Below are 23,624 nucleotides of genomic sequence, written 5' to 3' on the forward strand. Positions count from 1 at the left end.
CAAGTCAAACAAGGAGGAGAAAGTCATGACGAAATTCGATCTCATACTCGGCGGCAAGAAAGTCGGCGCCGAGCAGTATGCCGATGTTCTCAACCCGGCCACGAACGAGGTCGTCGGACAGGCCGCTGTGGCAACGCCGGAGCACCTGGACCAGGCGGTTCAGGCCGCCAACGCCGCCTTCGCAACATATTCCAGACTGGATGACGCCGCCCTTCGCGACAACTGCAACAAGGTCGCCGATGTGATCGAGGCGCATGCCGAGGAACTGGCAAAGCTTGTGACCCTGGAACAGGGCAAGCCGCTTGACGGCCTCGGGTCGCGGTTCGAGGTTGGCGGGGCGGTAGCCTGGGCGCGCCATGCTTCAAGCCTCAGCCTCGAACCCGAAGTCGTGCAGGACGACAATGAAGGCCGCGTCGTCGTCTATCAAAAGCCGGTTGGCGTCATTGGTTCGATAACGCCCTGGAACTGGCCGCTCCTGACGGCAATATGGCATCTGATGCCCGCGATCCGGTCCGGCAATACCGCGATCATCAAGCCTTCTCCCTACACGCCGCTTTCAACGTTGCGCCTGATCGAGCTGATCGACAGCGTCTTGCCCGACGGGGTCGTCAACTGCGTCACCGGCGGCGGCGAAATCGGCGGGGCGATGTCCAGACATGAAGGGATCGCCAAGATCGTGTTCACCGGCTCTTCCGCCACCGGAAGCAAGATCATGTCGGGCGCGTCCGAGACGATCAAGCGGCTCACCCTGGAACTTGGCGGCAATGATGCGGGGATCGTCCTGCCCGACTGCGATGCCAAACAGATCGCGGAAGGCCTTTTCTGGGGGGCGTTCATCAATAACGGCCAGACATGCGCCGCGCTCAAGCGCCTTTATGTCCATGACGCGATTTACGACGATGTCTGCCGGGAGTTGACGGCCTTCGCCAAGGGCATCGTTGTCGGCAACGGCATGGATGCGGGAACGCATCTCGGTCCGATCCAGAACCGCATGCAATACGACAAGGTGGTCGAACTTGTCGAAGACGCCAAGGCGCAGGGCGGCCGCGTGTTGCTGGGCGGCGATGCGGACGGCGCGGGCGGCGGCCTTTTTTATCCTGTAACGTTGATCGCCGATGTGGCGAACGGCGTGCGCCTCGTCGACGAGGAGCAGTTCGGGCCGGTTCTGCCGATCATCCGGTTCAGCGACATCGACGAAGTGATCGCTGACGCCAACGATAATCCCAACGGTCTGGGTGGTTCTGTCTGGACCGGCGATCTGGAGTATGGGCGCAGCCTGGCGCGAAGGCTCGAATGCGGGACGGCCTGGATCAACAATCACGGCCCGGTACGGCCGGATGTGCCGTTTGGCGGGGTCAAGCGCTCCGGTCTCGGCGTCGAGTTCGGTAAGTGGGGCCTTTCGGAATACACCGACCTCCAGGTCATCAACGGTTGAGGCGACCGATGGCGGACTATGATTACATCATTGTCGGCGGCGGCTCCTCCGGCTGCGTCCTGGCAAATCGCCTTTCTGCGGATCCGTCGAACCGGGTTCTTCTGATCGAATGGGGCGGCTGGGACAAGAGCTGGTTCATCCGGGCTCCGGCGACGTTCTTTCGCGTGATTGAAAAGGGCACCGACGTCTTCCACTATACCAGCAAGGGAGATGAAGGTCTTTCCGGTCGCCCGACGATCGTGCCCCAGGCCAAGGTCATTGGCGGGGGCTCTTCGATCAACGGAATGGTCTATATCCGCGGTCAGGCCGCAGATTATGACCACTGGCGGCAGCTTGGCTGCACCGGCTGGTCCTATGAGGATGTCCTGCCGGTTTTCCGCGATCTCGAAAATCACGAATGCCTGTCGAACGCGTTCCACGGCGCCTCGGGCGAGCTTCACGTCTCGCGCGGTCGCGACGCGCATTTTCTGGCGCGGGCTTTCGTGCGCGCCGGCCAGGAAGCCGGAATTCCCTATAACGACGATTTCAACGGGAGCGACCAGCAGGGCGTCGGGTTCTTCCATACGACCACCCACAAGGGCGAACGCTGGAGCAGCGCCCGGGCCTTCCTCGAGCCGGCCAGGGCTCGTTCGAACCTGACGATCATGACCAGCCACCGGGTTGACCGGATACTGACGGAGGGTCGGCGCGCCGTCGGCGTGCTGCTGGCAAATGGCAAGTCAGTGCGCGCGCGCCGCGAGGTCGTCCTGACCGCGGGGGCGATCGCAACGCCGATCCTGCTGCAACGCTCCGGCATCGGAAACGGACAGGAACTGCGCAAACTCGGGATCGACGTGGTTCACGATCTGCCAGGCGTTGGCGAAAACTATCAGGATCACCTCGAATCGACGGTGCAGTTCGAACTCAAGCAACCGCTGTCGATCCTCGGCCAGGACAAGGGGTTTGCGGCCTTGAAGCATCTGGCCCGATACCTGACCACAAGGTCCGGGCTGATGGCCTCGAACATTATCGAATCGGGCGGTTTCGTCGACACGGCGGGGACGGGGCTTCCCGACATCCAGTTTCACGTATTGCCCACATTCATAGGCTTTGTGGATCGCGACCAGGAACCCGGCCACGGAATTGCCATCGGCCCCACCTTTCTGCGTCCGCGCTCGCGCGGGCAGGTCAAGCTGTCATCGGCCGATGCCGATGCCGCGCCGGATTTCCGGCCGAACTCGCTGTCGGATCCCGAAGACCTGGAAACCCTGGTCAGGGGAACCGAACTGGCGATCAGGATCGGCGATCAGCCCTCGCTCAGGAAACTGGTCAAGCGCCGGGCCTTGCCCAAACCCGGGATCGAGAGCGATCCGGCAGCCTTGCGCGAATACGTCCGTTCCGTCGCCAAGACCATCTATCACCCGGCCGGGACGGCGAAGATGGGACCGGATTCCGATCCCATGGCCGTCGTCGATCCAGAATTGCGTGTTCACGGGATGGAAGGGCTCAGGATTTCCGACTGCTCCGTTATGCCGACGCTGGTTTCCGGCAACACCAATGCGCCGGTCATGATGATCGCCGATCGCGCCGCCCGTTTCATGCTGGCCGCTCGCTAGAACGCGCTCGGCAAGCGTCGGCGCCGGCCGTGCATCCGCGCTCGCGCACATGGCCGCGTTCGCGTTTCGGCGGCCCGCATTCCGGCTGGACCCGTGCGACGCCCCCACAAATCGACCATTGATTTTCACTGAAGAAAAGGAATGAAAGCAAATGAGTGTTGAACGGATCGGGCTGGTCGGCCTTGGCAATATGGGCAAGCCGATGGCGCGCCATCTCATCGCAAACGGGTTTGAGCTTCAGGTGTTCGATCTCGACCGGGCGCTTGCAAGGGACTTCTCGGCGGAGATCGGCGCTACGTCCGCCGAGAGCCTGCAGGAACTGGGCAGGGCATCGGATATTGTGATCACGATGCTGCCGACCGGCCGCGTGGTGCGAGACGTCGTGACCGGCGAGAACGGCCTTGTCGCCGGGCTGGATTCGGGAGATGTCGTCATAGACATGAGTTCATCCGAGCCCAGCGGATCACGCGCCCTGGCGAGAGAACTGGCGAAAATCGGAATTGACTTTGTGGATGCGCCGGTTTCCGGCGGCGTGCCGGGCGCCGTCGATGCGACGCTGACGATCATGGTCGGCGCGAAGGACCAGGCATTGTTCGATCGGGTGCGTCCCGTGCTGTCGGCGCTCGGCAAGAAGATCATTCCGACCGGTGATGTTGGTACCGGGCATGCAATGAAGGCCCTGAACAATTTCATTGCGGGCTCCAATTTCGCTGCCGCCAGCGAGGCGTTGATTCTGGGCGCGCGCTTCGGCCTCGATCGCGCGACCATGCTGGATATCATCAACACCTCCACCGGGCGAAATTTCGCCAGCGAGAAACTTCTGGGACAGCAGGTACTGACCGAGAAGTACAGTTCCGGGTTTACGCTGGGTCTGCTCTCGAAGGATGTCGGCATCGCCGCAGCCTTGTCGAAGGAGCTGGAGGCAGGCTTGCCGACCGTGGCCCAGACCAATGCCTGGTGGCAGGCGGCGCTTGAGGGCGCGAACGGCGCGGACGACCATACGACCGCATATCGTTACTGGAGCGAGTGCGCGGCGAACGGCCGCAAGAGCTAGAGAGCGCCTGTCGGCATTTGAGCGGGACCCCACGCCGTGGCCCCGCTCATTGCGGTCTCCGGCCCCTGTCCCCGATATCTTGCCTTTACGCCATGGCGTTCAGCGGCCGTTGTTGGTCCAGCTTCAGGGCCCGCCATTCCGTCGGGGAGGCGCCGGTATGCTTGCGAAAGAAGCGTGAGAAATAGGCCGGATCGTCGAAACCTGTCTCCCGTCCGATATCCTCGACCGAGCGGATTGTGAACATCAGCAGCCGCTTCGCCTCGATGAGCCGCCGTTCGAGAATCATGGCCTTGACCGACTTTCCGAAGGCTTCCCGGGCTGCCTTGTCGAGCAGATGTCGCGTGGTTGCCAGCTCCTCCGCATAGCGGGCGACCGGCCAGTCTTCACGGTAATGCCTGTCGATCATCCGGCGCAGCGCCACGCCGAGCGCGTGGGAAGGTGAGGGCTGCTGCGCGTCGGCCCTGCCCATGCGCTTGGTCAGGGCCAGAATCGTCTGGACGAGTCCCGCCAGAACGTGCCGGCTTTCGCCGTCGCGCATTCTGTATTCGGCAAGCGTCATGTGCGCGAGCTGGTCAAGATGCTGCCACTGCGCGTCGTCTTCGCGGCTGGCGATGAACAGCGGGCGCTCGATCGCCGCACCGAGCCTTTCGTGGATTGTCTCGAGACCTTCATCCGCAAGCGAGATCACGATTGCATCGGTATTCGCGCCAACCGAAAATCCGTGAACCACGCCGCTCGGCATGAAACTAATGGCCGGCGCGGAGAACTCGAAGCTCCGATCTTCGTAGCGATAGGTTCCGCCCCCCCGATACCAGAAGGTGATCTGCGCCATATGCATGTGTTTGTGTGGAGCGACCTCGCCGAAGTGAACGCTCTTGCGCTCCATCACGGTCTCGACATGCATGAAGTCGATCTCGAGCGAGCGGCTCGGCTCGCCATAGACGAAGAAATCAGGGATTTTATCGGTATCGGCCATCGCCCGAAAAAGTACCAGCGATTTGCCCGGTTTGTCCATAGGCAGCGCTGCCAGACGGAGTTAACAATCGTCATGGTTTTGCCGGGAGGAAAAAATGCTAGCCGAAGACTATAGATCCGATAAAAAGCGCCCTTTTACCGGGGCTGAATATATTGAAAGCCTGCGCGACGGTCGTGAGGTCTATATCAATGGAGAGCGGATCGCCGACGTTACCGCGCACCCCTCCATGCGCAACTCCGTCCGCTCCCTGGCGCGGCTTTATGATGCGCTTCACGACGAAAAGTCCAAATCCTGGCTAACATCGCCGACCGATACCGGTTCGGGCGGCTATACCCACAAGTTTTTCCGCGTGGCCCGTTCCGTGGATGATCTCGTTGCCCAGCAGGGGGCAATCGCCGACTGGGCGCGGATGTCCTATGGCTGGATGGGGCGCACCGCCGATTACAAGGCGGCCCTGATGAATACGCTTGGCGCCAATGCCGAATGGTATGGCGATTTCGCCGACAATGCCCGGTCCTGGCACAAGCGCGCGCAGGAATCCGTGCTGTTCATGAACCACGCCATCGTCAACCCGCCGATCGACCGGCACAAACCGGCCGACGCGGTAAAAGATGTTTATGTTCATATCACCAAGGAAACGGATGCCGGCATCTATGTGTCGGGGGCCAAGGTGGTGGCGACATCATCGGCGCTGACCCACTACAATTTCCTTGCGCAGAGCTCGGCGACCGTCAGTGAGGATCCGTCGCTGTCGGTAATGTTCATCCTGCCGATGAACGCGCCGGGCGTGAAGATGTTCTGCCGTGTTTCCTATGAGGAGGCCGCCAATACGGTGGCGCAGCCGTTTGATTACCCGCTGTCGTCGCGCTTCGACGAGAATGATGCCATTCTCGTGCTCGACAATGTCTTTGTGCCCTGGGAAGATGTTCTGGTGCTGCGTGACGCGCGCAAGATCCTGTCCTTCCACCCGGCTTCAGGTTTCATGCATGGCTATTGCTTCCAGGGTTGCACGCGGCTCGCGGTGAAGCTCGATTTTCTGGCAGGTCTTCTCGCCAAGGCGCTGCGCTGCACCGGTGGCGACGCATTTCGCGGAAACCAGGCGATGCTCGGCGAGGTGATCGCGATCCGCCATCAGTTCTGGGCGTTTTCCAACGCCATGGCGCGCAATCCGGTGGAGTGGGCGAATGGCGCGGTCCTGCCCAATCTGGAGGCCGCGCTTTGCTATCGCACCTTCATGTCGGAGGCCTATCCCAAGGTCATCGATCTCATTCGCCGCACCGTCGCCTCGGGCCTGATCTATCTGCCGTCCTCGGCCAAGGATTTCGCCAATCCGGAGATCGATCGCTATCTCGCGCAATATGTGCGCGGCTCGAACGACATCGGTCATATCGAACGCATCAAAATCATGAAACTGTTGTGGGATGCCACAGGGTCGGAGTTTGGCGGGCGGCACGCGCTTTATGAGCTCAATTATGCCGGCGCGCCGGAGGAGGTCCGCCTGCAGGTTCTCAAGGGGGCCGAGCGCGGCGGAATCCTGAAGGAGATGGAAGCGCTGGTCGACACCTGCATGTCCGATTACGACGAACATGGCTGGACCGGGGATACCTGGCTCGACCCGCTGGAGACGCGGCGCGATCTCGGCCAGGCCGCCGAATAGGAGCGCATCATGGAAACGGTGGAAACAGATGTTTCGGCAGTCGAATTCCGCAATGCCATGGCGCGGGTCTGCGCGCCGGTCAATGTGGTCACCACCAACGGACCCGCCGGGCGCGGCGGGTTCACCGCGACGGCGATGTGCAGCGTTACCGACCAGCCGCCGACATTGCTGGTCTGCATGAATGCCGGTTCGGCGCAATCCGCGATGTTCATCGAAAACCGGCGCTTCTGCGTCAACGTGCTGACCCAGGAGCATCGGGACCTGGCAAGCCTTTTTGCAGGCGGCGAAAAGAGCATGGAGGCCCGCTATGCGGCCGCCGACTGGGTCGATCTCAAATCCGGCAACAAGGCGCTTGCCGACGCAATCGTCTCCTGCGATTGCCGTCTCGTGGATGCGCGGCTGGTGGGAACCCACAATATCTTCATCGGAGAGGTCGACGAGATCCGCTCCCGGCGCGATGGCCACGCGCTGTTGTATTTCGACCGGAATTTCGTTCATGTGCCGACGCAGGCCGGCAGTTTCGGCGGCTGAAAAAAACAATGGCAACGGCCGCGCGATGCGGCCGTTTTGCTTTGCGTAAACGCAATAAGCCAGAGCCGCGTTTTCTGCCTCCCACCCCGCAAAAAATCCATGATCTCGTTTGATCCAGGGCAAATCCCGGCGTCACGCTTCCATTATAATGCACATGTTAATTAAATCCGGGAGGAGAGAATGGGTAAGCTTGTACTGGCCGCCAAGGCGACGCATGTGCCGACCATGGTGATGTCGGAAATGGAAGGTCCGCTCAAGGGCGCGCGACAGACGGCCATTGACGGCCATAAGGAGATTGGTCGGCGTGCGCGCGCCGCAGGCGCGGATACCTTTGTGGTGCTCGACACGCACTGGCTGGTCAACGCCGCCTATCACATCAATGCCAATCATCGTTTCGAGGGTTTGTTCACCTCGCATGAATTCCCGCAATTCATCAAGGATCTGCCCTATGCCTATGACGGCAATGCCGCGCTTGGCGATCTGATCGCCGAAACGGCGCGCGACAGGGGCGTCTATACGCTGTCGCACCAGGTGGATTCGCTCGATCTGGAATATGGCACGCTGGTGCCGATGCGCTACATGAATGGCGATGCCGCGCTGAAAGTGGTCTCGGCCGCGGCCATGTGCACGGTGCACAGCCTGGAGAGTTCTCGCAAGCTTGGCGCCGCGATCCGCGCCGCGATCGAAGCCTCCGACAGCAATGTCGCCCTGATCGCTTCCGGTTCGCTCTCGCACAAAATCTGGCCGAACGACATCTATGCGGAAAACAACGGCACCTTCACGATCTCGTCGGAGTTCAACCGGCAGGTCGACCTGCACGTGCTCGATCTCTGGCAGAAAGGCGAAATCGGGACGTTTTTGAAGATGTTGCCGGACTATGCCGAGTATTGCGATGGCGAGGGCGACATGCACGACACCGTCATGTTGTTCGGCGCGCTCGGCTGGGACGACTACAAGGGACGCGGCGAGGTGGTGACCGACTATTTTCCGTCTTCCGGCACGGGTCAGACCAATGTGATCTTCTCGGTGCCCGAATAGGCCGGCCGCCGAAAAAAGCGGGCGGATTTGCAGCCGCCCGCTTTTTTCTCAGTGATGGCGCGCGCCGAGATAGATCGCCTTGACGTCTTCGTCATGTGCCAATTCGTCGGCCGGACCTTCCTTGACCACGCCGCCGCCTTCCAGCACATAGCCGTAATCGGCGATATTGAGCGCCGCGCGGGCGTTCTGCTCGACGATCAGAATGGACACGCCGCTATCACGCAGGGCCTTCACCTTTTGCAGCACTTCCGCGACGATCAGCGGCGCGAGGCCCAGGCTTGGCTCATCCAGCATCAGCAGTTTCGGCCGCGCCATCAGGGTGCGGGCGATGGCCAGCATCTGCCGCTCGCCGCCCGAAAGCGTTCCGGCGCGTTGCGCACGCCGTTCATAAAGCCGCGGAAACTGCTCATAGGCCGCTTTCAGATCGGCATCGCGACTTCCGTCATGGACATTGCGCCGGGAGAAGCCGCCAAGCACGAGATTGTCGGCAACGCTCATCGTGCCGAAAAGCTCGCGCTGCTCGGCGACAAGCCCAAGGCCCGCCATCAGCCGGTCCTCGATGGCCAGCGTGGCAATCTCCCGGCCGCCAAGCGTGATTGCGCCGCGCGCGGGCAGCAATCCCATGATGGCGTTGAGAAGGGTGGTCTTGCCCGCGCCGTTCGGCCCGATGACGGTGACGATCGAGCCGTGCCTGACCTTGAGGTTGAGCCCGTCCAGCACCTGAGCCTTGCCGTAACCGGCCGAAAGACCGCTGACAGTCAGCAGATCGCTCATTCTTCCACTCCCAGATAGGCCTGCTGGACCTTTTCATTCTGCTGGATTTCCGCGGGCAGGCCCTCGGCGATCTTCTCGCCGAAATTGACCACGACGAGCCGATCCACGAGATTCATGACAAAATCCATGTCGTGCTCGACGATCAGGATCGTCATGCCTTCGTCCCGCAGGTTCGAAAGCAAGCCATGCAATTGCTGCTTTTCCTTGTAGCGCAGCCCGGCGGCGGGTTCGTCGAGCAACAGGATCGCGGGATCGGCGGCAAGCGCGCGTGCGATTTCGACGATGCGCTGCTGGCCGAGCGCCAGATTGCCGGCCGGAACATGCAGATGCCCGGCAAGGCCAACCCGCTCGATCTGCCGTTTCGCATTGGCGAGCAAAGCCGCTTCCTCGCGCCGGTCGAGGCGAAACAGCGCCTTCAGCGCGCCGTCGCGGCCACGCCGGTGGGCGCCGACGGCGACACTCTCCAGAACGGACATGTCGTTGCGCAACTGGACATGTTGGAATGTGCGGACAACGCCCAGTTCGCAGAAGGCCGATTGCGGCGCGTTTTCGACCCGTTTGCCGCAGACCGTGAGCGTGCCCTCATTGGGCTTGAGAACGCCGGTCAGCAGGTTGAACAGGGTGGATTTGCCCGCGCCATTGGGGCCGATGACGCCGAGAATCTGACCGGCATCCAGCTCGAACGTCATGGCGTTGACGGCCGTCAGCCCGCCGAAACGCTTGGTCAGGCCGTCGGCAACCATCACCGGGCGCCCGGGTTCGGGTTTCTCACGCACGTCAAGCGCCAGCGCGTCGTCGGGAACGGCCCGCGGCGCCGCGCGCGGCAGGAAACGGGCGATGAACGGGCTTATGCCGCCGCTGGCAAATTGCAGGATCAGGATCATCATCACGCCGAAGACGATGTTTTCGGCCGCGCCCGCGCTGCCGAGAAGGCCGGGGATGACATCCTGCACCGTGTCGCGGATCAGGATCAGGATCGAGGCCCCGAGAATGGCGCCCCACAGGCTCGCCGCCCCGCCGATGACCGCCATGAACAGATATTCGATGCCCGCGCCAAGCCCGAAAGGCGTCGGGTTCACGAATTGCAGCAGATGGGCGTAAAGCCAGCCCGATATCGCGGCCAGCACCGCGGCATGAACGAAAATCAGCGTCTTCAGCCGGGCCGTATCGACGCCGAAGGCCTCCAGCATCACCGTCTTGCCGCGCAGCGAGCGGATGGCGCGGCCATTACGGCTGTCGAGCAGATTTTTCACCGATATGAAGGCGATGCCGACAAAGACCCAGATCAGCCAGGTAAACGACCGGCCTTCGAGCGGCGCGCCGAAAACACTGATATGCGGCAGGCCGGACATGCCGTCATGGCCGCCGAGCGCGGTGATGTTGCCGACGAGGAAAAACAGGCTCAAACCCCAAGCCATGGTCGAAAGCGGCAGGTAATGGCCTGAAAGACCAAGCGTCAGCATGCCGATCAGCCAGGCGCCCAGCGCGGTGACCGCCATGGCCGCAAAGATCGTAAGCCATGGCGACAGACCGAACCGCGTCGTCAGCCAGGCGGTGGTGTAGGCGCCCATGCCGACAAAGGCGGCCTGCCCGAAGGATGTCAGCCCGCCAATGCCCGTCAACAGCACAAGCCCCAGTACGACGATGCTGGCGAGGCCGATGAAATTGGCGAGCGTGAGCTGGTACGGTGAAAAGAGGAAGGAAATGGCGAAGGCCGCAAGGACGATCGCGGGACTGGCGATGCGGCGGATCATTCCTCGTCCTCCTCGGCGTGAGACTTGTCAAGATTGCGCCACAGCAAGACCGGTATGATGAGAGCAAAGACGATGACGTCCTTGAAGGCGCTGGCCCAGAACGACGAATAGGATTCCACCAGTCCGATCATCAGCGCGCCGGCAGCAGCCAGCGGATAGGAGACCAGCCCGCCGACAATGGCCGCGATGAAACCCTTGAGGCCGATCAGAAAGCCGGTGTCGAAATAGATCGTCGTCATCGGGGCGATCAGAAGGCCCGAGAATGCGCCGATCAGGGCGGCAATCAGAAAGGCGAGGCTGCCGGCCGCCTCCGTGCGGATGCCGACCAGGCGGGCGCCATTGCGGTTGATCGCCGTGGCGCGCAACGCCTTGCCCATCAAGGTCCGGCCGAAGAACAGCGCCAGAATGATGATCAGGACAAGCGCGCTCGCGATGATGAACAGCGCCTGCTGGCGCAAGACAACGCCGCCCACGCGCAGGACGCCGGGGAAGATCGCTTCCGTACGCACGCCTTCCGCGCCGAAGGCAAGCAGGCCGAAACCCATCAAGACGAGGTGAATGGCCATGGCCACGATCAGCAACACCAGCACCGGCGCATGGGCGATCGGTCGGAATGCAACCCGGTACATGATCGGCCCAAGCGGCACGATGATCGCCAGCGTCAGCGCCATGCGATACCATGGGCCGAGGTCATAGGAGGCGGTTGCCACGGCGAGCAATGTGACAGCGGCCGCGACCCCGGCATAGACACCCGCAGCCCTGAGCGCGCGTCTTTCGCGACGGCGGACGAAGGTGGCGATTTCCATTGCGGCCGCGATGCCGCCACCAAGGCACAGCAACCAGACGGTCGCCGGAAGCTTCCCGGTCTCAAGCGCCGCCAGGCTCAAGGCCGTGAGCGAAACGATCTCTCCCTGGGGTATCAACATTATGCGGGTAACTGAGAACACGGTAACCAGGGTGAGGGCCAGCAATGCGTAGATCGCGCCGTTGGTTAATGCGTCCTGAGCCAGCAAAGCAGCGATCATGCCGTTCATCTGGAAGCTCATCCGGTTTTCAATAGAGGTGACGCGGACAGGCGACATGCCGCCGCCGGTCCTGTCATGAAGAAAAGGATGCGCATGCCTTGGAGCGCATCCTCCGGCTCATAATTCAGTCCTGCGGGACGTAGATCCACTTGCCGTCTTCGATCCGGACGAGCGCCTCGGCGCGCATGTCGGTTCCGTTATGATTGGTCGGCGACATGTTGAAGACGCCCTGACTTCCGACAAGCTCTTCGGTCTTTTCGATATTGTCGCGCAACGCGGTGCGGAACTCGACAGTACCGGGTTCGGCCGTTTCCAGCGCCTTGGGGGCGGCGGCGGCAAAGATCAGATAGGCATCCCACGCGGTGGCGCCGAAGAGCGAACGCGAGCCTTCGCCATATTCGCCCTCATAGGTCTGGACGTATTTCAGCGCTTCCTGCTTGACCGGGTTATCATCGGGAAGCTGTTCGGCCACGAGCGCGGGCGACACGGCGAGCATGACGCCATCAAGCCCCGATTTACCGACGCGCAGGACATCCGGGCTCGCCATGCCCTGATTGATGTAGATCGGTCCGTCATAGCCGAGATTGCGCAGTTCCAGCACCGGCGTCACGCCGGGGGTGCCGGAGGAGCCGATGACGACGGCATCGGGATTGACGGAGATCACGCTCAATGCCTGCGCGGTGACGGTGGTATCCTTGGCGTTGAAACGTTCATCGCCGACGACCTCGATATCATAGTCCGCCGCAGCCTTTTTGAAGGCGCCGATGAAGCTGTCGCCGAAGGCATCATTGAAGCCGATAAAGGCGACCGTCTTGTCGCCGTCCTTGTTCATCTGGCCGAAGACATAGGCGGCCATGGTGGGCTCTTCCGGCGCAAGCTTGAAGACCCAGGTCTTGTTGCCCTCGACCGGAGAGGCGATCACGGCGGAGCCGGCGAGCGAGATCATCGGCGTCTTGCCGGGGCCGACGGCCTCCACCACTGCAAGCGACGATGGCGTGATCGATGGCCCGAAGATGATGTCGACATTGTTTTCGTCCATCAGCTTCTTGGCGGCGCGCACGGCGGCGGAAGGGTCGCTGGCGTCGTCGATAATGGTGTAGCTGACCGGCTCGTCGCCAATTTTCGTCGGCAGCAGTTCAATGGCCTGCTTTTCGGGGATGCCAAGCGAGGCCGCCGGGCCGGTGAGCGAAAGGATTGCTCCAACCTTGATTTCTGCGAATGCGTTTCCTGCCATCAAGGCGATGGAAACGGATGCCGCAAAAGCGGCAAATCGTGCGGTCTTCCTGATACGCATTTCTTCTCCTCCCAGAGTGATTATCTCACCATTGCTCCTCGACAATAATGAGATAATTAACATGTGTATTGAGTAGGTGCAACCTGCTTTTCGATGATCTGCAACCGCCTGAAAGGCATGGAAGGACACGAACGGCGATCCCTGCAGCGCGTCCGTCAGGCGGCAAAAGCTTTCAGGCTGAATTCGGCATCGGCAACCTGGCTGGGCGATGGACGTCTGACGCCTTTGAGGATCCGGCGCATCGCCATATGGTCTGCGGCCTGGTTGATGCTTTCGGCCGCCACCAGATCATCGCCGCGAAAGCAGAAGACCGAGAACCGCCCCGACGCCATATCTCCGCGCAGCACCGTTCTGTCATGCCCCTGTGACAGCCCGGCGATCTGAAGCTTGAGCGGCCCCTGATCGCTCCAGAACCAGGGAACGGCGTCATAGGAGGTTGGCGAGCCCGTCAGGCTGCGGGCAAGGCAGCGCGCCTGATCGGTGGCGTTCTGCACGCTCTCCAGCCGGATGGGCATTTCGGCCTGCGGATGCGGAAACAACGCGCAATCGCCGATTGCTGAAATGTTTTTGGCCGATGTTCGAAGCTGATGATCGACGATAATCCCGTTGCCGACTGCCAGCCCCGCTTGCCGTGCAAGGCCGGTCTCCGCATCCGCGCCAATGCCGACAAGGACGATATCGGCCGGAATGTCATCGCCGGATGCCGTGCGAGCAGCGCCAATCCGGCCACCCTCCGCGGGAAGGAAAGCCGCGACCGTTTCCTGAAACCGGAACGTCACGCCTGCGGCCCTGTGCCGCTCATGCAGGTACTCTGCCATCGGCCGCGACAGCGCGCGCTTCAAGATGGCGTCGGATGCTTCGATGACCGTCGTTTCAATGCCGCGTGTCGCCGCGACAGCGGCGAATTCGAGGCCGATGAAGCCCGCGCCGATGATCACCGCACGACGCGCGCCGGCCAACGCGTCACGCAGTGCTTGCGCGTCGGCCCTGGTCCGCAGCTGATGAATGCCGGGCAGATCGCTTCCCGGCACGTTCAGGCGGCGCGCGACGCTGCCGGTGGCAAGTACCAGATGGCCAAATGGAAGAACCCAGCCGTCGGCGAGCGTTATGGACTGGCCTGCCGGATCGATTGCCGAAACCGCCGTGCCCGAGAGCCGCTCAATGCCGTTCTGCTCGAAGAAAACACCGGCCCGCAGCGGTTGGGCGTCGGCTGCCGCGCCGGTCAGATAGGCTTTCGACAGCGGCGGTTTGTGGTAGGGATTTTCCGTTTCGTTATCGATGAGCTTGAGGGGGCCGGCGAACCCGGCCTCCCTGAGTGATGCCGCGGCCTGGACGCCGGCATGACCGGCGCCAATGATCACGATTCCGTTCTCGTTCACGGCTCAGACCTGCGTATCCGGGATCTGAACGACGATACGCTCGCAATTCCCATGCGGATGCAACTGACAGCTCAGCCGGCTGTTGGGCGCCCGGGGGCTGGCCGCGCATTCCAGCATTTCGTCCTCCATCTCTTCCATGGCGGGCATTTCGTCCAGGCCCTCCTCGACATAGACGTGACAGGTGGCGCATTGCAGCGAACCGCCGCATTCCGCGACGATGCCATCTATCCCGTTGCCGATCGCGGCCTGCATCACGGAGGCGTCGTCTTCCACATCGACAGTCTTCTCGCTGCCGTCGGGCTGGCGAAATACAATTTTCGTCATCATTCGTTCCTTATGCATTCCACTTGACGGGGACCGAGGTCGGGCCACGGAAGACCCATCCCGCCCATGTGACCGGCTTTTCCGCGAATGCGAGATCCGGAATCCGATGGAACAGCGTCGGCAATGCGATCTCGCCAACCTGCGCGCGCGCCACCCAGGCGCCGGCGCAGAAATGCGGGCCGCCGCCAAAGGCGATATGCGGCTTCTTCGCGCGGTTGATGTCGAAGCGGTCGGGATTGTCGAAAACGCTCTCGTCCCTGTTGCCCGATCCCAGCACGACGCCGAGCTTCGCGCCCTCGGGCAGCATCACGCCGCCGAGTTCCACGGCGCGGGTCGTCTGGCGCGGATACATGCCGATCGGCGCCACCCAGCGAACAGTCTCTTCGAATACCGGGCGCCAGAGCTTGTTGTCCGCCACCACCTGTTGCTTCTGGTCCGGGTTGGCCAGCAGTCCGACCACGGCCGTCAGGATAGCGTCGCGCGGCTCGTTGAGCCCGCCGCCGATGATGACTTTGACATTGGCCCCGATTTCTTCGCGCGTCAGCGGATCCTCGGCATGAAGCATGGACGAGATCAGCGACGGATTAGGGTTTTTCCTGTGGTAGGGGATCATCTCGTCGATAGCGGCATCGACGCCGGCCGCGGCTGCGTCGGACCGCGCCCAGATTGCGGGGTCGTCTGCGTAATTGCCCGTTCCGTCCATCATTGCCTGCGACCAGGTCTGGAGATCCTGATGGGTCGCAGTGTCCAGGCCGAGCATGGCGCGCAGCGAAAGCGCCGCGCAGGGCCCGGCAAAGCTGCCAAACAGATCGGTCTCGCCATCTGCGATGAAGTCATCGATCAGCTGATCGACAATGGACTGAAAAACCGGAACCCAATGCTGGCGGATAACGCCCGGCCGCAGCGATGGCTCTATGGCCGTACGTTCACGCTTGTGGGCGGCGCCGTCCTTGCGCAACAGGTTATGGCCCATCACCCGTTTCATCAGCGATCCGCTTTCATCGGCACTGAAGGTTTCCGGATCGCGCTCAAGCGTCACGATGTCGTTGTAGCGGGTGACAAGATAGCGGTTGGCGGCGGGCACGAAGGCGACCGGCTCGTGCGCGCGCAGTTTCTTATAGGTCGGATAGGGATCCAAGGCCAGGTCGGCAAGCTTCACCGATTGGCCAATCGATGCGGATTGAACGGACATTTGCTCCTCCATTTCAGCGGTATCCGGTCCTCCAACCGGGTTGACCGGAGCTTCGGAAGAAAGACTTAATTTGTAAAACATTTATTTCCGGGATATTTATCGGGTTTCCCGATTAATGGTTTCAGAGGGACCACAATGGCGTTTCCGGCCTTCACCTTGCGGCAAGTCCGCTATTTTCTCGCGATCTCGGAATCGCGTACGGTCAGCGAGGCGGCCGACCGGCTCCACATTTCGCAAGGCGCGTTGACGGAGGCGCTCGACGAACTGGAGCGGCATATGCAGCTCAGATTGTTCGTCCGCAGGCGGGCCCATGGCGTTTCGCTGACGCCGGCGGGCAAGGAATTGCTGTCACACGCCCGCGCGCTGATGAATGCGGCCGATGAGTTCCAGTCCGCCGCTGCGACCCGGGGAACGCTCCTGGCGGGTAGGGTTTCGATCGGCTGTTATGCCACGCTTGCGCCCTTCATCATGCCGGCATTGATTGCCGCGTTCGAGCGGCACTATCCCGCGCTGGAGCTCGATCTGTTCTTCGGCTCGGGCGAGGAAATCGCCGAGAGGCTTGCCGACGGCCATTGCGACCTGGCGCTGGTCTATGATTTCAACCTGCCGAAACATACGGCAAGCGATCCGCTCTATTCGGTCGAGGCCCGCATCGTCATGCCTGCCAGCCATCCCTTGGCTGCGCAATCCGAAATCGACCTTGCCGATCTTGCCGACGAACCGCTGATCCAGTTCGGCATTGAACCGGCGCTGACCAATACGCGCCGCATATTCGAGGATGTCGGTGTGACGCCGCTGCAAGGCCGCAGCGCGTCGAGCATCGAACTGGTGCGCTCACTGGTCGGCCATGGCTTCGGTTATTCGATCCTGCTGCATCATCCGGCGACCGAGGAAAGCTATGAGGGCCGAAAGGTCGTGGTGCGGCGCATAGCGCGGTTCGACCGTCGTTTCACCGTGGTCCTGGCGCGTTCAACCTATCTCAGGCCATCGCGCCGCGGCGATCAACTGCGCAATTTCTGCCTGTCCTGTTTCGAGAACGGCCCGCAGACGGCGATGCCGGAGCAGGCCGTTGAATACGGACGGAAAGCAACGTAACGCCTGCCCCGTCCGTTAGGAGGCCGTCAACTCTTGAATTGTCCGCTGAGCGCCTTCAACCCGCTCATGAACACGCCGACATCGGAACCGACGGCAAGGAAGCCCACGCCGAGGGCCGCATACTCCCGCGCCAGTTGAAGGTCCGACGTCAGAATGCCGGCAGCCTTGCCCGCGGCCTTGATGCGCTTGAGGGCGTCAACGATGGCCGCCTGCACCTCCGGCGCGCCGGGTTGGCCGCGATGCCCCATGTCGGCGGCGAGATCGGCCGGGCCGATGAATACGCCGTCGACGCCGTCAACCCCGAGAATGTCATCCAGGTTTTTCAATCCCGCCCGGCTTTCGACCTGCAACAGCAGGCAGATCTCGTCGGCGGCGGTGGCCAGATAGTCGGCAACCGTGTTGTAGGCGGAGGCCCTTGCGAGCGCTGCGCCAACGCCGCGGGCGCCATCCGGCGCATAGCGCGCCGAGCGCACGGTCTCCTCGGCCTGCCTGCCCGTTTCGATCATCGGGATCAGCAGCGTCTGGGCGCCGATGTCGAGATATTGCTTGATCGTCACCCGGTCATCCGAAGGCGGACGGACGACAGCGGCCGGGGTGTATGGCGCCAGCGCGCGCAGTTGATCAAGGATCGAGCGCAGATCGTTGGGGCCATGCTCGCCATCGATCAGAAGCCAGTCAAACCCGGCCTGCGCGCACAGTTCCGCCGTGGTCGCTTCGCCCAGGCCGAGCCAGAGGCCGATTTTCTGTTCGCGGCGCTTCAGCGCTGCCTTGAATTCGTTTTTCGCCGCAGGCACTCTGTTCCTCACTTTGACTGATCATGCAAACCGGCACGAGACCGTGCCGAAAGGACCGAAATCGGCAACAATATTGCTGCCCGGCGGACATTCGACGGGGCGGATGAATGAACCCGAAAGAATCACCTGTCCCGCTTCGATCCGTTGACCATACTGTGCCATGCGTCGGGCGAGCCAGACAATGCCTTCGACCGGATCATTGAGGACGCCGGCGCCAAGTCCGGTTTCTTCCACCGCGCCATCGCGCGTCACGATCGCGCCGACCCAGCGTAGGTCGAATGCATCGATCCGATGGCGGGCCTCTCCCAGAACGATACCGGCATTGGCCGCATTGTCGGAAATCGTGTCGACAATGGTTCGCGGCTCTTTCGTCACCGGATCGATGCGCAGAATTCGGGTGTCGAGAATCTCCAGCGCCGGAGCGACAAAATCGGTGGCCGCAATCACATCCTCGCGGGTGATGCCGTCGCCCGCCAGCGGCGCTTTCATCACAAACGCGATTTCGGCCTCGATGCGCGGCTGAATGAAGCGGCCCTCGGGGACCGTGGCCCCATCCTCAAAAGCCATATCGTCAAACAGAACGCCGCTGTCGGGCGTCGAAATGCCAAGGGCATACTGCATCGCCTTGGACGTCAGCCCGATCTTCCAACCGATGATCGAACGGCCCTGGGCGATTTTCAGGCGCATCAGCTCGGCCTGCACGGCGTAGGCGTCGTCCATGGTCATGTCGGGGTGGGCGAGACTGAGGAGGCCGATCTGCCGACCGGTCTTTTCCGCCTCGAGCAGGCTCTGCGCTGCCGCGCTTGTTTGTGTCGGGGTAAGGCTCATTGTTCGTCCGCCACCCCATTGCGCAGGATCCCGATACCATCGGCCTCGACTTCCACCACGTCGCCCGGTTTCAGCCAGCGCGGCGGATCGAAGCGCGCGCCTGCGCCGGTTGGCGTACCGCAGACGATGATGTCGCCGGGAACAAGCGTCGTGAAGGTCGAGACGTAATTGACGATGTAGCGGAACGAAAACATCATCCGGCTGGTGCGATCATTCTGGCGCACCTCGCCGTTGACGCGCGTCGTCAGTTCGATGTCGTCGAGCTGACTGGCATCGGTGAAGGGCACCAGCCAGGGGCCGATGGCCCCGGAGCGATCGAAATTCTTGCCCTGGGTGACATTGAATTTGGCATGGCGCACCCAGTCGCGGATCGTGCCCTCATTGCAGAGCGAGAGCGCCGCGATATGGTCGTAGGCATCGGTCTCGGCAATGCGCCGTCCGCCCTTGCCGATGACAATGACGATCTCGCCCTCGTAGTCGAGCTGTTCGCTTTCCGGAGGCCGGATCAGCGGCCTGTCGTGTCCGGTGAAGGAACGCGGGAAGCGGATGAACAGGGAGGGTTTCGAAGGGGCCGCCTGCCCGTCCTTGTATTCGGCGTTGCGGTCGGGAAAGTTGACGCCGACGCAGATCAGCTTCTCGGGATTTTGCACCGGGATCAGATATTCGATCTCATCGAGCGCGAAATCCGGCTTGCGCCCGCTGCCCGCTTCAACGAGGCGGGAGAGGGCATGGGCTTCGATGGCGGCGCGAAGATCAGGGAAATCGGGCGCGAAGTCCTTGGAAAGGTCAACCGCGCCGTCATCCGTGATCAGCCCGTAATGGACGCGGCCATGGGCCTTGAACGTGGCGATGCGGGCCGGAATGGGCAGGGCCATGATACGTTCCCTTCAAATGTTTATGGCGCGATGATCGGCTGGGCCTTCAGGAGCGGCTCCGAAAGCTCGGCGCTGGAAAACAGCGAACCATGCTCGAACCAGCTTTTCGGCGCCGGCGCGCCCCAGAGCGTCTGGCGCTGCGGGTCCTTCAGGTCCCACTTGATCGGCTCCAGATCCGGGTCGACCGTCTGATAGTCCGAGCAATAGATTTCGATGCGGTGACCATCGGGATCGAGGATGTAGAGAAAGAAGGCGTTGGAGATGCCATGGCGGCCGGGACCGCGTTCGATATTGGAGACATATCCGGTCGTTGCCATCAGATCGCACAGATCGATGATGTTGAGCGGCGTCGGCACCCAGAAGGCGGTATGGTGCAGACGCGGCCCGCGACCATTGGTAAAGGCGATGTCGTGAACGCCGCCCTTGCGGTGGGTCCACGCGGCCCACAGCTTCCCGCTCTCCTCGTCCTCGGTGTATTCGGTCACCCGGAAACCGATCTCGTTGTAGAACGCCACCGAGGCGTCGACATCGGGACTGAAGCAGTTGAAATGGTCGATCCTGAGCGGCTTGACGCCCTTGTAGAGACCGTATTGCTGGTGGATGGGCGGCAGTCGATCCATTTTGTAGTAGAATTCGATCGGCGCGCCGAAATTGTCGATCGTCGCAAGCGTGCGGCCCTGATAGGCGCGCTCGACCCATGCAACAGGCTTGCCCTGCGCCTTGAACCAGTCATGCGCCTTGTCGAGCTCGTCTTCCGAAAACACCTTGAACGCAATGTAGCTGACGCTCGCGTCCGCCGCCTGCTTCAGGATCATGCAGTGATGGCCGCGCTCTTCCATGGCGCGCAGGTAGATGCCCGCGTCGTCCTCGTCGGTGACCTGCAGGCCGAGCGTGTCGACGTAAAACGCACGGCTGGCCGCCAGATCGGTCACGTTGAACTCGACATGAGACAACCGCAATATATTGAAGGGCGGATCGAGATTGACTGCTGGAATGGGCATTTTTTCCTCCGGAAAGGCCGTGGCGACATCCTCCGTCAGCCATGGCCAGCGTATGTCTTTGTTGTTTCAGCCGCCAAGCTTTGGCGTGGCATGGGGGGCAAGCGGGAAGGAGACGTTGACCGTTTCCATGTAGAAGTCGAAAGACCAGTCGCCGCCGTCGCGGCCTATGCCGGAGCTTTTGACCCCGCCAAACGGCGTCGGCAGATGACGGACGTTTTCCGAGTTCACCCACATCATTCCGACCTCCAGCCGCTCGGTCATCCAGATCGCGGTATCGAGACTGCCGGTCCAGAGATAGGCGCTCAGGCCGTATTGGACGTCGTTGGCGATCTTGAGAGCCTCGTCGCGATCCTTGAACGGGATTGCCGTCAGGACCGGCCCGAAGATTTCCTCCTGGGCGATGCGCATATCGTTATTGGCATTGGTGAACAGCGTCGGCCGTACGAAGCAGCCTTCGCTGCCATATTTTTCGCCGCCGGCGGCGATCGTCGCGCCTTCCTTGCGGGCGAGCGCGAAATAGGAGAGAACCTTCTTCTCATGAACCGGGTGGATCAGCGGGCCGACCACGGTTTCGGGATCAAGCGGATGGCCGATCTTGATGCGGTCGGCAACGGCGGCAACGCGACGGGTGAAATCGTCATAGATGCTTTCCTGCACAAGCAGGCGCGAAGACGAGGTGCAGCGCTCGCCATTCAACGAATAGATCATGAAGGTTGCGGCATCGACGGCACTGTCGAGATCGGCATCGTCGAAAACGATGACCGGGTTTTTGCCGCCGAGTTCGAAGTGAACCCGCTTCAGCGTTGGCGCCCCCTGGGCCATGATCATCGAGCCGGTGCGGCTTTCGCCGACAAAGGCGACCGCCTTGATGTCGGGGTGCTCCGTCAGCGCCTTTCCGGCGTCCTCGCCGAAACCGTTGACGAGGTTGAGGACGCCCTTCGGGAGCCCGGCCTCTTCGGCGATCTCGACCAGAAGCTTGGCCGTCATCGGCGAGAATTCGGCCGGTTTGTGAACCACGGTGCAGCCCGAGGCCAGCGCCGGCGCGATCTTCCATGTCGACAGCATGAACGGCGTATTCCACGGGGTGATCACACCCACAGGGCCAATCGGACGGCGGGAGGTTGTGTTCAGCTGCCCGGCGCTTCTGAGGGTCTTGCCGTCCTGCGCTTCGGGCGCCTTGTCGGCGAAGAACCGAAAGTTCTCGGCGCCGCGCAAGGCGGCTTTGGACATGAAGCGGATAGCCTGGCCGGTGTCCATGCATTCGGTGAAGGCGATTTCCTCCGCGCGCGCCTCGATCGCGTCGGCAACGGCATGAAGGATCTTGCGGCGCTTGGCGCCCGGCATGTCGCGCCAGGCGGGAAAGGCCGCCTTGGCTGCGGCAACGGCGGCATCGATGTCGGCTGACTTGCCGTGAGCGACATCGGCGAGCTTGCGCAGGTCAACCGGCGATATGGTCTGGAACGTCGCGCCATCGGCTGCCGGAACCGACTGGCCATTGATGTGGTTCATCACGCCTGTTTCGCCCCGCTGCGCAATGTATGCCTCAGCCTTGGCGCGGTTTTCTTGAAGTGAAGTCATCTTTGTCGTGCCTCTTTCCTTGGGGGCATGATTGGCATTCCTGGTGCGGGCGCGGCCTACGGCCTGCCGGCGGCAATGCGTTTGTGTATCGGGTTATTCTTGAAGCTCAGCGCCGAAACGCTCTCCGCGATATCCAGGGACAGGGAGAGGTGATTATTCGCGATCAGCGGCGCCAGAAAGACCTCGGCCGCCTTGAAAATATCCGCGCCGGCAGCATGCAACGCATCCTGCGAACGGCCCTGGCCAACAGTCAGCACCATGGCGAGAAAGCGATCATCGCGATTGCCATCCGTCATGGCATAGGCATCGGCGGCGAAAGCGCGAACCCGAATGCCTGCCGTCGGAAACAGGCCGGTCCCGATCATCGCCAGGCGTAACGCGTCACATAACGCGCCTATGTCGGCTTCGCGCGCCAGCGGCGCCGAATATTCAAGTCTGAGATGGGGCAACAGCGTTTCCTCCCGAAAAAATCCTGCGCCACTGGTACAATTAACGTGTTAACGTTTATCGACCTTGTCAAGGCGTTTTTTTTAAAACATGACAATGGTGGATGATGCCAATCGACAAACACGGGAGAGGAGCCGTCGTGCGCGAAACGACCCAGACGAAGAGCAGTGACAGGATTCTCCACGACGGATTCCAACTGGCAAAGACAAGGCGAACGCTTCCGATATCGTTGCTGCGCTCACGCGAGGCGGTGATGGAATTGTTTCGTCCGATGCTGCGCAAATACGATGTGACCGAGCAGCAATGGCGCGTCATCCGGGTGCTTTTCGAGGCGGGGCCGCTGGATGCATCGAGACTGGCGAAGGGGGCCTGCATCCTGCCGCCGAGCCTGACGCGAATCCTGCGCGCGCTGGAGCAGCGCAAGCTGATCGAGGTCCGCAAGGACCCCTCGGATCGGCGCCACACAATCGTGCAGCTCACCGAGGAAGGCGAGAAGCTGATCCGCATAGCCTCGGCCGACAGCGTGGCCATCTATCGGGATATCGAGGCATTGCTCGGTGCGGATCGGCTCGCGGCGATCCTCGACGAACTTGAATTTCTGCTCGAAACGCTTGGCGACAGGGAAACCTAGGTGCCGCGACTGTCGCGTCTTCCTCGTCAAGAAAGCCCGTGCCGCGTTGCTGGCGGCGCACCATGGAACTCTTCATTTTAATGGCCGGATGATGCGTAAATTCATCGAATAAATCGATCGCTGAAATCGGTTATATGCAGTTGCTAGACGTCAGGTCTGTTTGCAAGATGTCTGGTATTCGGCCAAACGGGCAGACCCGTGGATCGTTTCGGAAGGAGGAAGTCCGAGACGAGTCCCGTAGCGTAGGCGTGAGGAGGAGGAGATCATGGTTTTTGCAGCCAATATTGGCGGATGGCAGCAATGCACATTCGTCCTTTTGAAAAATACCTAGCCCGCCCACAGTCTAT

The 23,624-nt window shown here is 61.7% G+C and carries 22 protein-coding genes; 8 read left to right on the forward strand and 14 right to left on the reverse strand.

Features of this window, described 5'->3' with window-relative positions; all coding sequences use genetic code 11:
- Positions 1–25: 25 nt before the first annotated feature.
- From K7H91_RS14525 to K7H91_RS14535, 3 genes are all read left to right on the forward strand, one after another.
- The gene (locus tag K7H91_RS14525; RefSeq protein WP_230720985.1) at positions 26–1,435 is read left to right on the forward strand and encodes an aldehyde dehydrogenase family protein; all 1,410 of its coding nucleotides are present in this window, start codon (positions 26–28) and stop codon (positions 1,433–1,435) included.
- A gap of 8 nt (positions 1,436–1,443) precedes the next feature.
- Positions 1,444–3,030 carry a GMC family oxidoreductase gene (locus K7H91_RS14530; RefSeq protein WP_230720986.1) on the forward strand — a complete coding sequence of 529 codons (1,587 nt, stop codon included), beginning with the start codon at positions 1,444–1,446 and terminating at the stop codon, positions 3,028–3,030.
- A 151-nt stretch (positions 3,031–3,181) separates the two neighbouring features.
- Complete coding sequence (locus tag K7H91_RS14535; RefSeq protein ID WP_230720987.1) at positions 3,182–4,084, forward strand: NAD(P)-dependent oxidoreductase; 903 nt, start codon at positions 3,182–3,184, stop codon at positions 4,082–4,084.
- An 85-nt stretch (positions 4,085–4,169) separates the two neighbouring features.
- Here K7H91_RS14535 and K7H91_RS14540 read toward each other — a convergent pair whose 3' ends face one another.
- The gene (locus K7H91_RS14540; protein WP_230720988.1) at positions 4,170–5,060 is read right to left on the reverse strand and encodes a helix-turn-helix domain-containing protein; all 891 of its coding nucleotides are present in this window, start codon (positions 5,058–5,060) and stop codon (positions 4,170–4,172) included.
- 94 nt (positions 5,061–5,154) lie between these two features.
- Here K7H91_RS14540 and K7H91_RS14545 point away from each other — a divergent pair, with 94 nt between their 5' ends.
- The 3 genes from K7H91_RS14545 to hpaD (K7H91_RS14555) all read left to right on the forward strand — a co-directional run bounded on the left by K7H91_RS14545 (position 5,155) and on the right by hpaD (K7H91_RS14555) (position 8,286).
- A complete protein-coding gene (locus K7H91_RS14545) occupies positions 5,155–6,717 on the forward strand; it encodes a 4-hydroxyphenylacetate 3-hydroxylase family protein (RefSeq protein ID WP_230720989.1) in 1,563 nt (520 codons plus the stop codon).
- A 9-nt stretch (positions 6,718–6,726) separates the two neighbouring features.
- Positions 6,727–7,248 carry a flavin reductase gene (locus K7H91_RS14550; RefSeq protein ID WP_269066230.1) on the forward strand — a complete coding sequence of 174 codons (522 nt, stop codon included), beginning with the start codon at positions 6,727–6,729 and terminating at the stop codon, positions 7,246–7,248.
- A 180-nt stretch (positions 7,249–7,428) separates the two neighbouring features.
- Positions 7,429–8,286, forward strand: a complete 858-nt coding sequence (gene hpaD / locus K7H91_RS14555) for a 3,4-dihydroxyphenylacetate 2,3-dioxygenase (RefSeq protein ID WP_230720990.1) — start codon at positions 7,429–7,431, stop codon at positions 8,284–8,286.
- A gap of 48 nt (positions 8,287–8,334) precedes the next feature.
- Here hpaD (K7H91_RS14555) and K7H91_RS14560 read toward each other — a convergent pair whose 3' ends face one another.
- From K7H91_RS14560 to K7H91_RS14590, 7 genes are all read right to left on the reverse strand, one after another.
- Positions 8,335–9,060, reverse strand: a complete 726-nt coding sequence (locus K7H91_RS14560; protein ID WP_230720991.1) for an ABC transporter ATP-binding protein — start codon at positions 9,058–9,060, stop codon at positions 8,335–8,337.
- A complete protein-coding gene (locus K7H91_RS14565; RefSeq protein ID WP_230720992.1) occupies positions 9,057–10,814 on the reverse strand; it encodes an ABC transporter permease subunit in 1,758 nt (585 codons plus the stop codon). The genes K7H91_RS14560 and K7H91_RS14565 overlap by 4 nt, the downstream gene beginning before the upstream one ends.
- Positions 10,811–11,848, reverse strand: a complete 1,038-nt coding sequence (locus tag K7H91_RS14570) for a branched-chain amino acid ABC transporter permease (RefSeq protein WP_230721038.1) — start codon at positions 11,846–11,848, stop codon at positions 10,811–10,813. Before K7H91_RS14570 ends, K7H91_RS14565 begins: the two co-directional genes overlap by 4 nt.
- Before the next feature lie 115 nt (positions 11,849–11,963).
- On the reverse strand, positions 11,964–13,133 hold the full coding sequence (locus tag K7H91_RS14575) for an ABC transporter substrate-binding protein (protein WP_230720993.1): 1,170 nt from the start codon (positions 13,131–13,133) through the stop codon (positions 11,964–11,966).
- A gap of 155 nt (positions 13,134–13,288) precedes the next feature.
- On the reverse strand, positions 13,289–14,512 hold the full coding sequence (locus tag K7H91_RS14580; protein ID WP_230720994.1) for an NAD(P)/FAD-dependent oxidoreductase: 1,224 nt from the start codon (positions 14,510–14,512) through the stop codon (positions 13,289–13,291).
- Positions 14,513–14,515: 3 nt separating this feature from the next.
- Positions 14,516–14,836 carry a 2Fe-2S iron-sulfur cluster-binding protein gene (locus tag K7H91_RS14585; protein ID WP_230720995.1) on the reverse strand — a complete coding sequence of 107 codons (321 nt, stop codon included), beginning with the start codon at positions 14,834–14,836 and terminating at the stop codon, positions 14,516–14,518.
- A gap of 10 nt (positions 14,837–14,846) precedes the next feature.
- Positions 14,847–16,028: a cytochrome P450 gene (locus K7H91_RS14590; RefSeq protein ID WP_230720996.1), complete on the reverse strand. Its 1,182-nt coding sequence runs from the start codon at positions 16,026–16,028 to the stop codon at positions 14,847–14,849.
- A 135-nt stretch (positions 16,029–16,163) separates the two neighbouring features.
- On the opposite strand from K7H91_RS14590, the gene K7H91_RS14595 reads away from it, so the two are divergent.
- A complete protein-coding gene (locus tag K7H91_RS14595) occupies positions 16,164–17,123 on the forward strand; it encodes a LysR substrate-binding domain-containing protein (RefSeq protein ID WP_230720997.1) in 960 nt (319 codons plus the stop codon).
- Between the two features lie 26 nt (positions 17,124–17,149).
- On the opposite strand, the gene hpaI is transcribed toward K7H91_RS14595, so the two are convergent.
- From hpaI to K7H91_RS14625, 6 genes are all read right to left on the reverse strand, one after another.
- Entirely contained in the window at positions 17,150–17,917 is a 768-nt protein-coding gene (hpaI, locus tag K7H91_RS14600) for a 4-hydroxy-2-oxoheptanedioate aldolase (protein WP_230720998.1), read from the reverse strand.
- 21 nt (positions 17,918–17,938) lie between these two features.
- Positions 17,939–18,745: a 2-oxo-hept-4-ene-1,7-dioate hydratase gene (gene hpaH, locus K7H91_RS14605; RefSeq protein ID WP_230720999.1), complete on the reverse strand. Its 807-nt coding sequence runs from the start codon at positions 18,743–18,745 to the stop codon at positions 17,939–17,941.
- Positions 18,742–19,620 carry a fumarylacetoacetate hydrolase family protein gene (locus tag K7H91_RS14610; protein WP_230721000.1) on the reverse strand — a complete coding sequence of 293 codons (879 nt, stop codon included), beginning with the start codon at positions 19,618–19,620 and terminating at the stop codon, positions 18,742–18,744. The genes hpaH and K7H91_RS14610 overlap by 4 nt, the downstream gene beginning before the upstream one ends.
- Before the next feature lie 20 nt (positions 19,621–19,640).
- Complete coding sequence (gene hpaD, locus K7H91_RS14615; RefSeq protein ID WP_230721001.1) at positions 19,641–20,621, reverse strand: 3,4-dihydroxyphenylacetate 2,3-dioxygenase; 981 nt, start codon at positions 20,619–20,621, stop codon at positions 19,641–19,643.
- Between the two features lie 66 nt (positions 20,622–20,687).
- Positions 20,688–22,199, reverse strand: a complete 1,512-nt coding sequence (hpaE, locus tag K7H91_RS14620; protein ID WP_230721002.1) for a 5-carboxymethyl-2-hydroxymuconate semialdehyde dehydrogenase — start codon at positions 22,197–22,199, stop codon at positions 20,688–20,690.
- A 56-nt stretch (positions 22,200–22,255) separates the two neighbouring features.
- Complete coding sequence (locus tag K7H91_RS14625; protein ID WP_230721003.1) at positions 22,256–22,648, reverse strand: 5-carboxymethyl-2-hydroxymuconate Delta-isomerase; 393 nt, start codon at positions 22,646–22,648, stop codon at positions 22,256–22,258.
- Between the two features lie 137 nt (positions 22,649–22,785).
- Between K7H91_RS14625 and hpaR the strand changes: the two genes are divergently transcribed.
- Positions 22,786–23,277 (forward strand): homoprotocatechuate degradation operon regulator HpaR, encoded by a 492-nt coding sequence (gene hpaR, locus K7H91_RS14630; RefSeq protein WP_330166010.1) that lies wholly within the window; start codon positions 22,786–22,788, stop codon positions 23,275–23,277.
- Positions 23,278–23,624 lie beyond the last annotated feature (347 nt).

This window comes from Martelella mediterranea, assembly GCF_021021415.1.
GTDB lineage: Bacteria > Pseudomonadota > Alphaproteobacteria > Rhizobiales > Rhizobiaceae > Martelella > Martelella mediterranea_C.

Bases quoted from the DNA above. Each gene is read 5' to 3' on its own strand.
- K7H91_RS14525 (WP_230720985.1), top strand. From the start codon at position 26: ATGACGAAATTCGATCTCATACTCGGCGGCAAGAAAGTCGGCGCCGAG.
- K7H91_RS14530 (WP_230720986.1), top strand. From the start codon at position 1,444: ATGGCGGACTATGATTACATCATTGTCGGCGGCGGCTCCTCCGGCTGC.
- K7H91_RS14535 (WP_230720987.1), top strand. From the start codon at position 3,182: ATGAGTGTTGAACGGATCGGGCTGGTCGGCCTTGGCAATATGGGCAAG.
- K7H91_RS14540 (WP_230720988.1), bottom strand. From the start codon at position 5,060: ATGGCCGATACCGATAAAATCCCTGATTTCTTCGTCTATGGCGAGCCG.
- K7H91_RS14545 (WP_230720989.1), top strand. From the start codon at position 5,155: ATGCTAGCCGAAGACTATAGATCCGATAAAAAGCGCCCTTTTACCGGG.
- K7H91_RS14550 (WP_269066230.1), top strand. From the start codon at position 6,727: ATGGAAACGGTGGAAACAGATGTTTCGGCAGTCGAATTCCGCAATGCC.
- hpaD (WP_230720990.1), top strand. From the start codon at position 7,429: ATGGGTAAGCTTGTACTGGCCGCCAAGGCGACGCATGTGCCGACCATG.
- K7H91_RS14560 (WP_230720991.1), bottom strand. From the start codon at position 9,060: ATGAGCGATCTGCTGACTGTCAGCGGTCTTTCGGCCGGTTACGGCAAG.
- K7H91_RS14565 (WP_230720992.1), bottom strand. From the start codon at position 10,814: ATGATCCGCCGCATCGCCAGTCCCGCGATCGTCCTTGCGGCCTTCGCC.
- K7H91_RS14570 (WP_230721038.1), bottom strand. From the start codon at position 11,848: ATGAACGGCATGATCGCTGCTTTGCTGGCTCAGGACGCATTAACCAAC.
- K7H91_RS14575 (WP_230720993.1), bottom strand. From the start codon at position 13,133: ATGCGTATCAGGAAGACCGCACGATTTGCCGCTTTTGCGGCATCCGTT.
- K7H91_RS14585 (WP_230720995.1), bottom strand. From the start codon at position 14,836: ATGACGAAAATTGTATTTCGCCAGCCCGACGGCAGCGAGAAGACTGTC.
- K7H91_RS14590 (WP_230720996.1), bottom strand. From the start codon at position 16,028: ATGTCCGTTCAATCCGCATCGATTGGCCAATCGGTGAAGCTTGCCGAC.
- K7H91_RS14595 (WP_230720997.1), top strand. From the start codon at position 16,164: ATGGCGTTTCCGGCCTTCACCTTGCGGCAAGTCCGCTATTTTCTCGCG.
- hpaH (WP_230720999.1), bottom strand. From the start codon at position 18,745: ATGAGCCTTACCCCGACACAAACAAGCGCGGCAGCGCAGAGCCTGCTC.
- K7H91_RS14610 (WP_230721000.1), bottom strand. From the start codon at position 19,620: ATGGCCCTGCCCATTCCGGCCCGCATCGCCACGTTCAAGGCCCATGGC.
- hpaD (WP_230721001.1), bottom strand. From the start codon at position 20,621: ATGCCCATTCCAGCAGTCAATCTCGATCCGCCCTTCAATATATTGCGG.
- hpaE (WP_230721002.1), bottom strand. From the start codon at position 22,199: ATGACTTCACTTCAAGAAAACCGCGCCAAGGCTGAGGCATACATTGCG.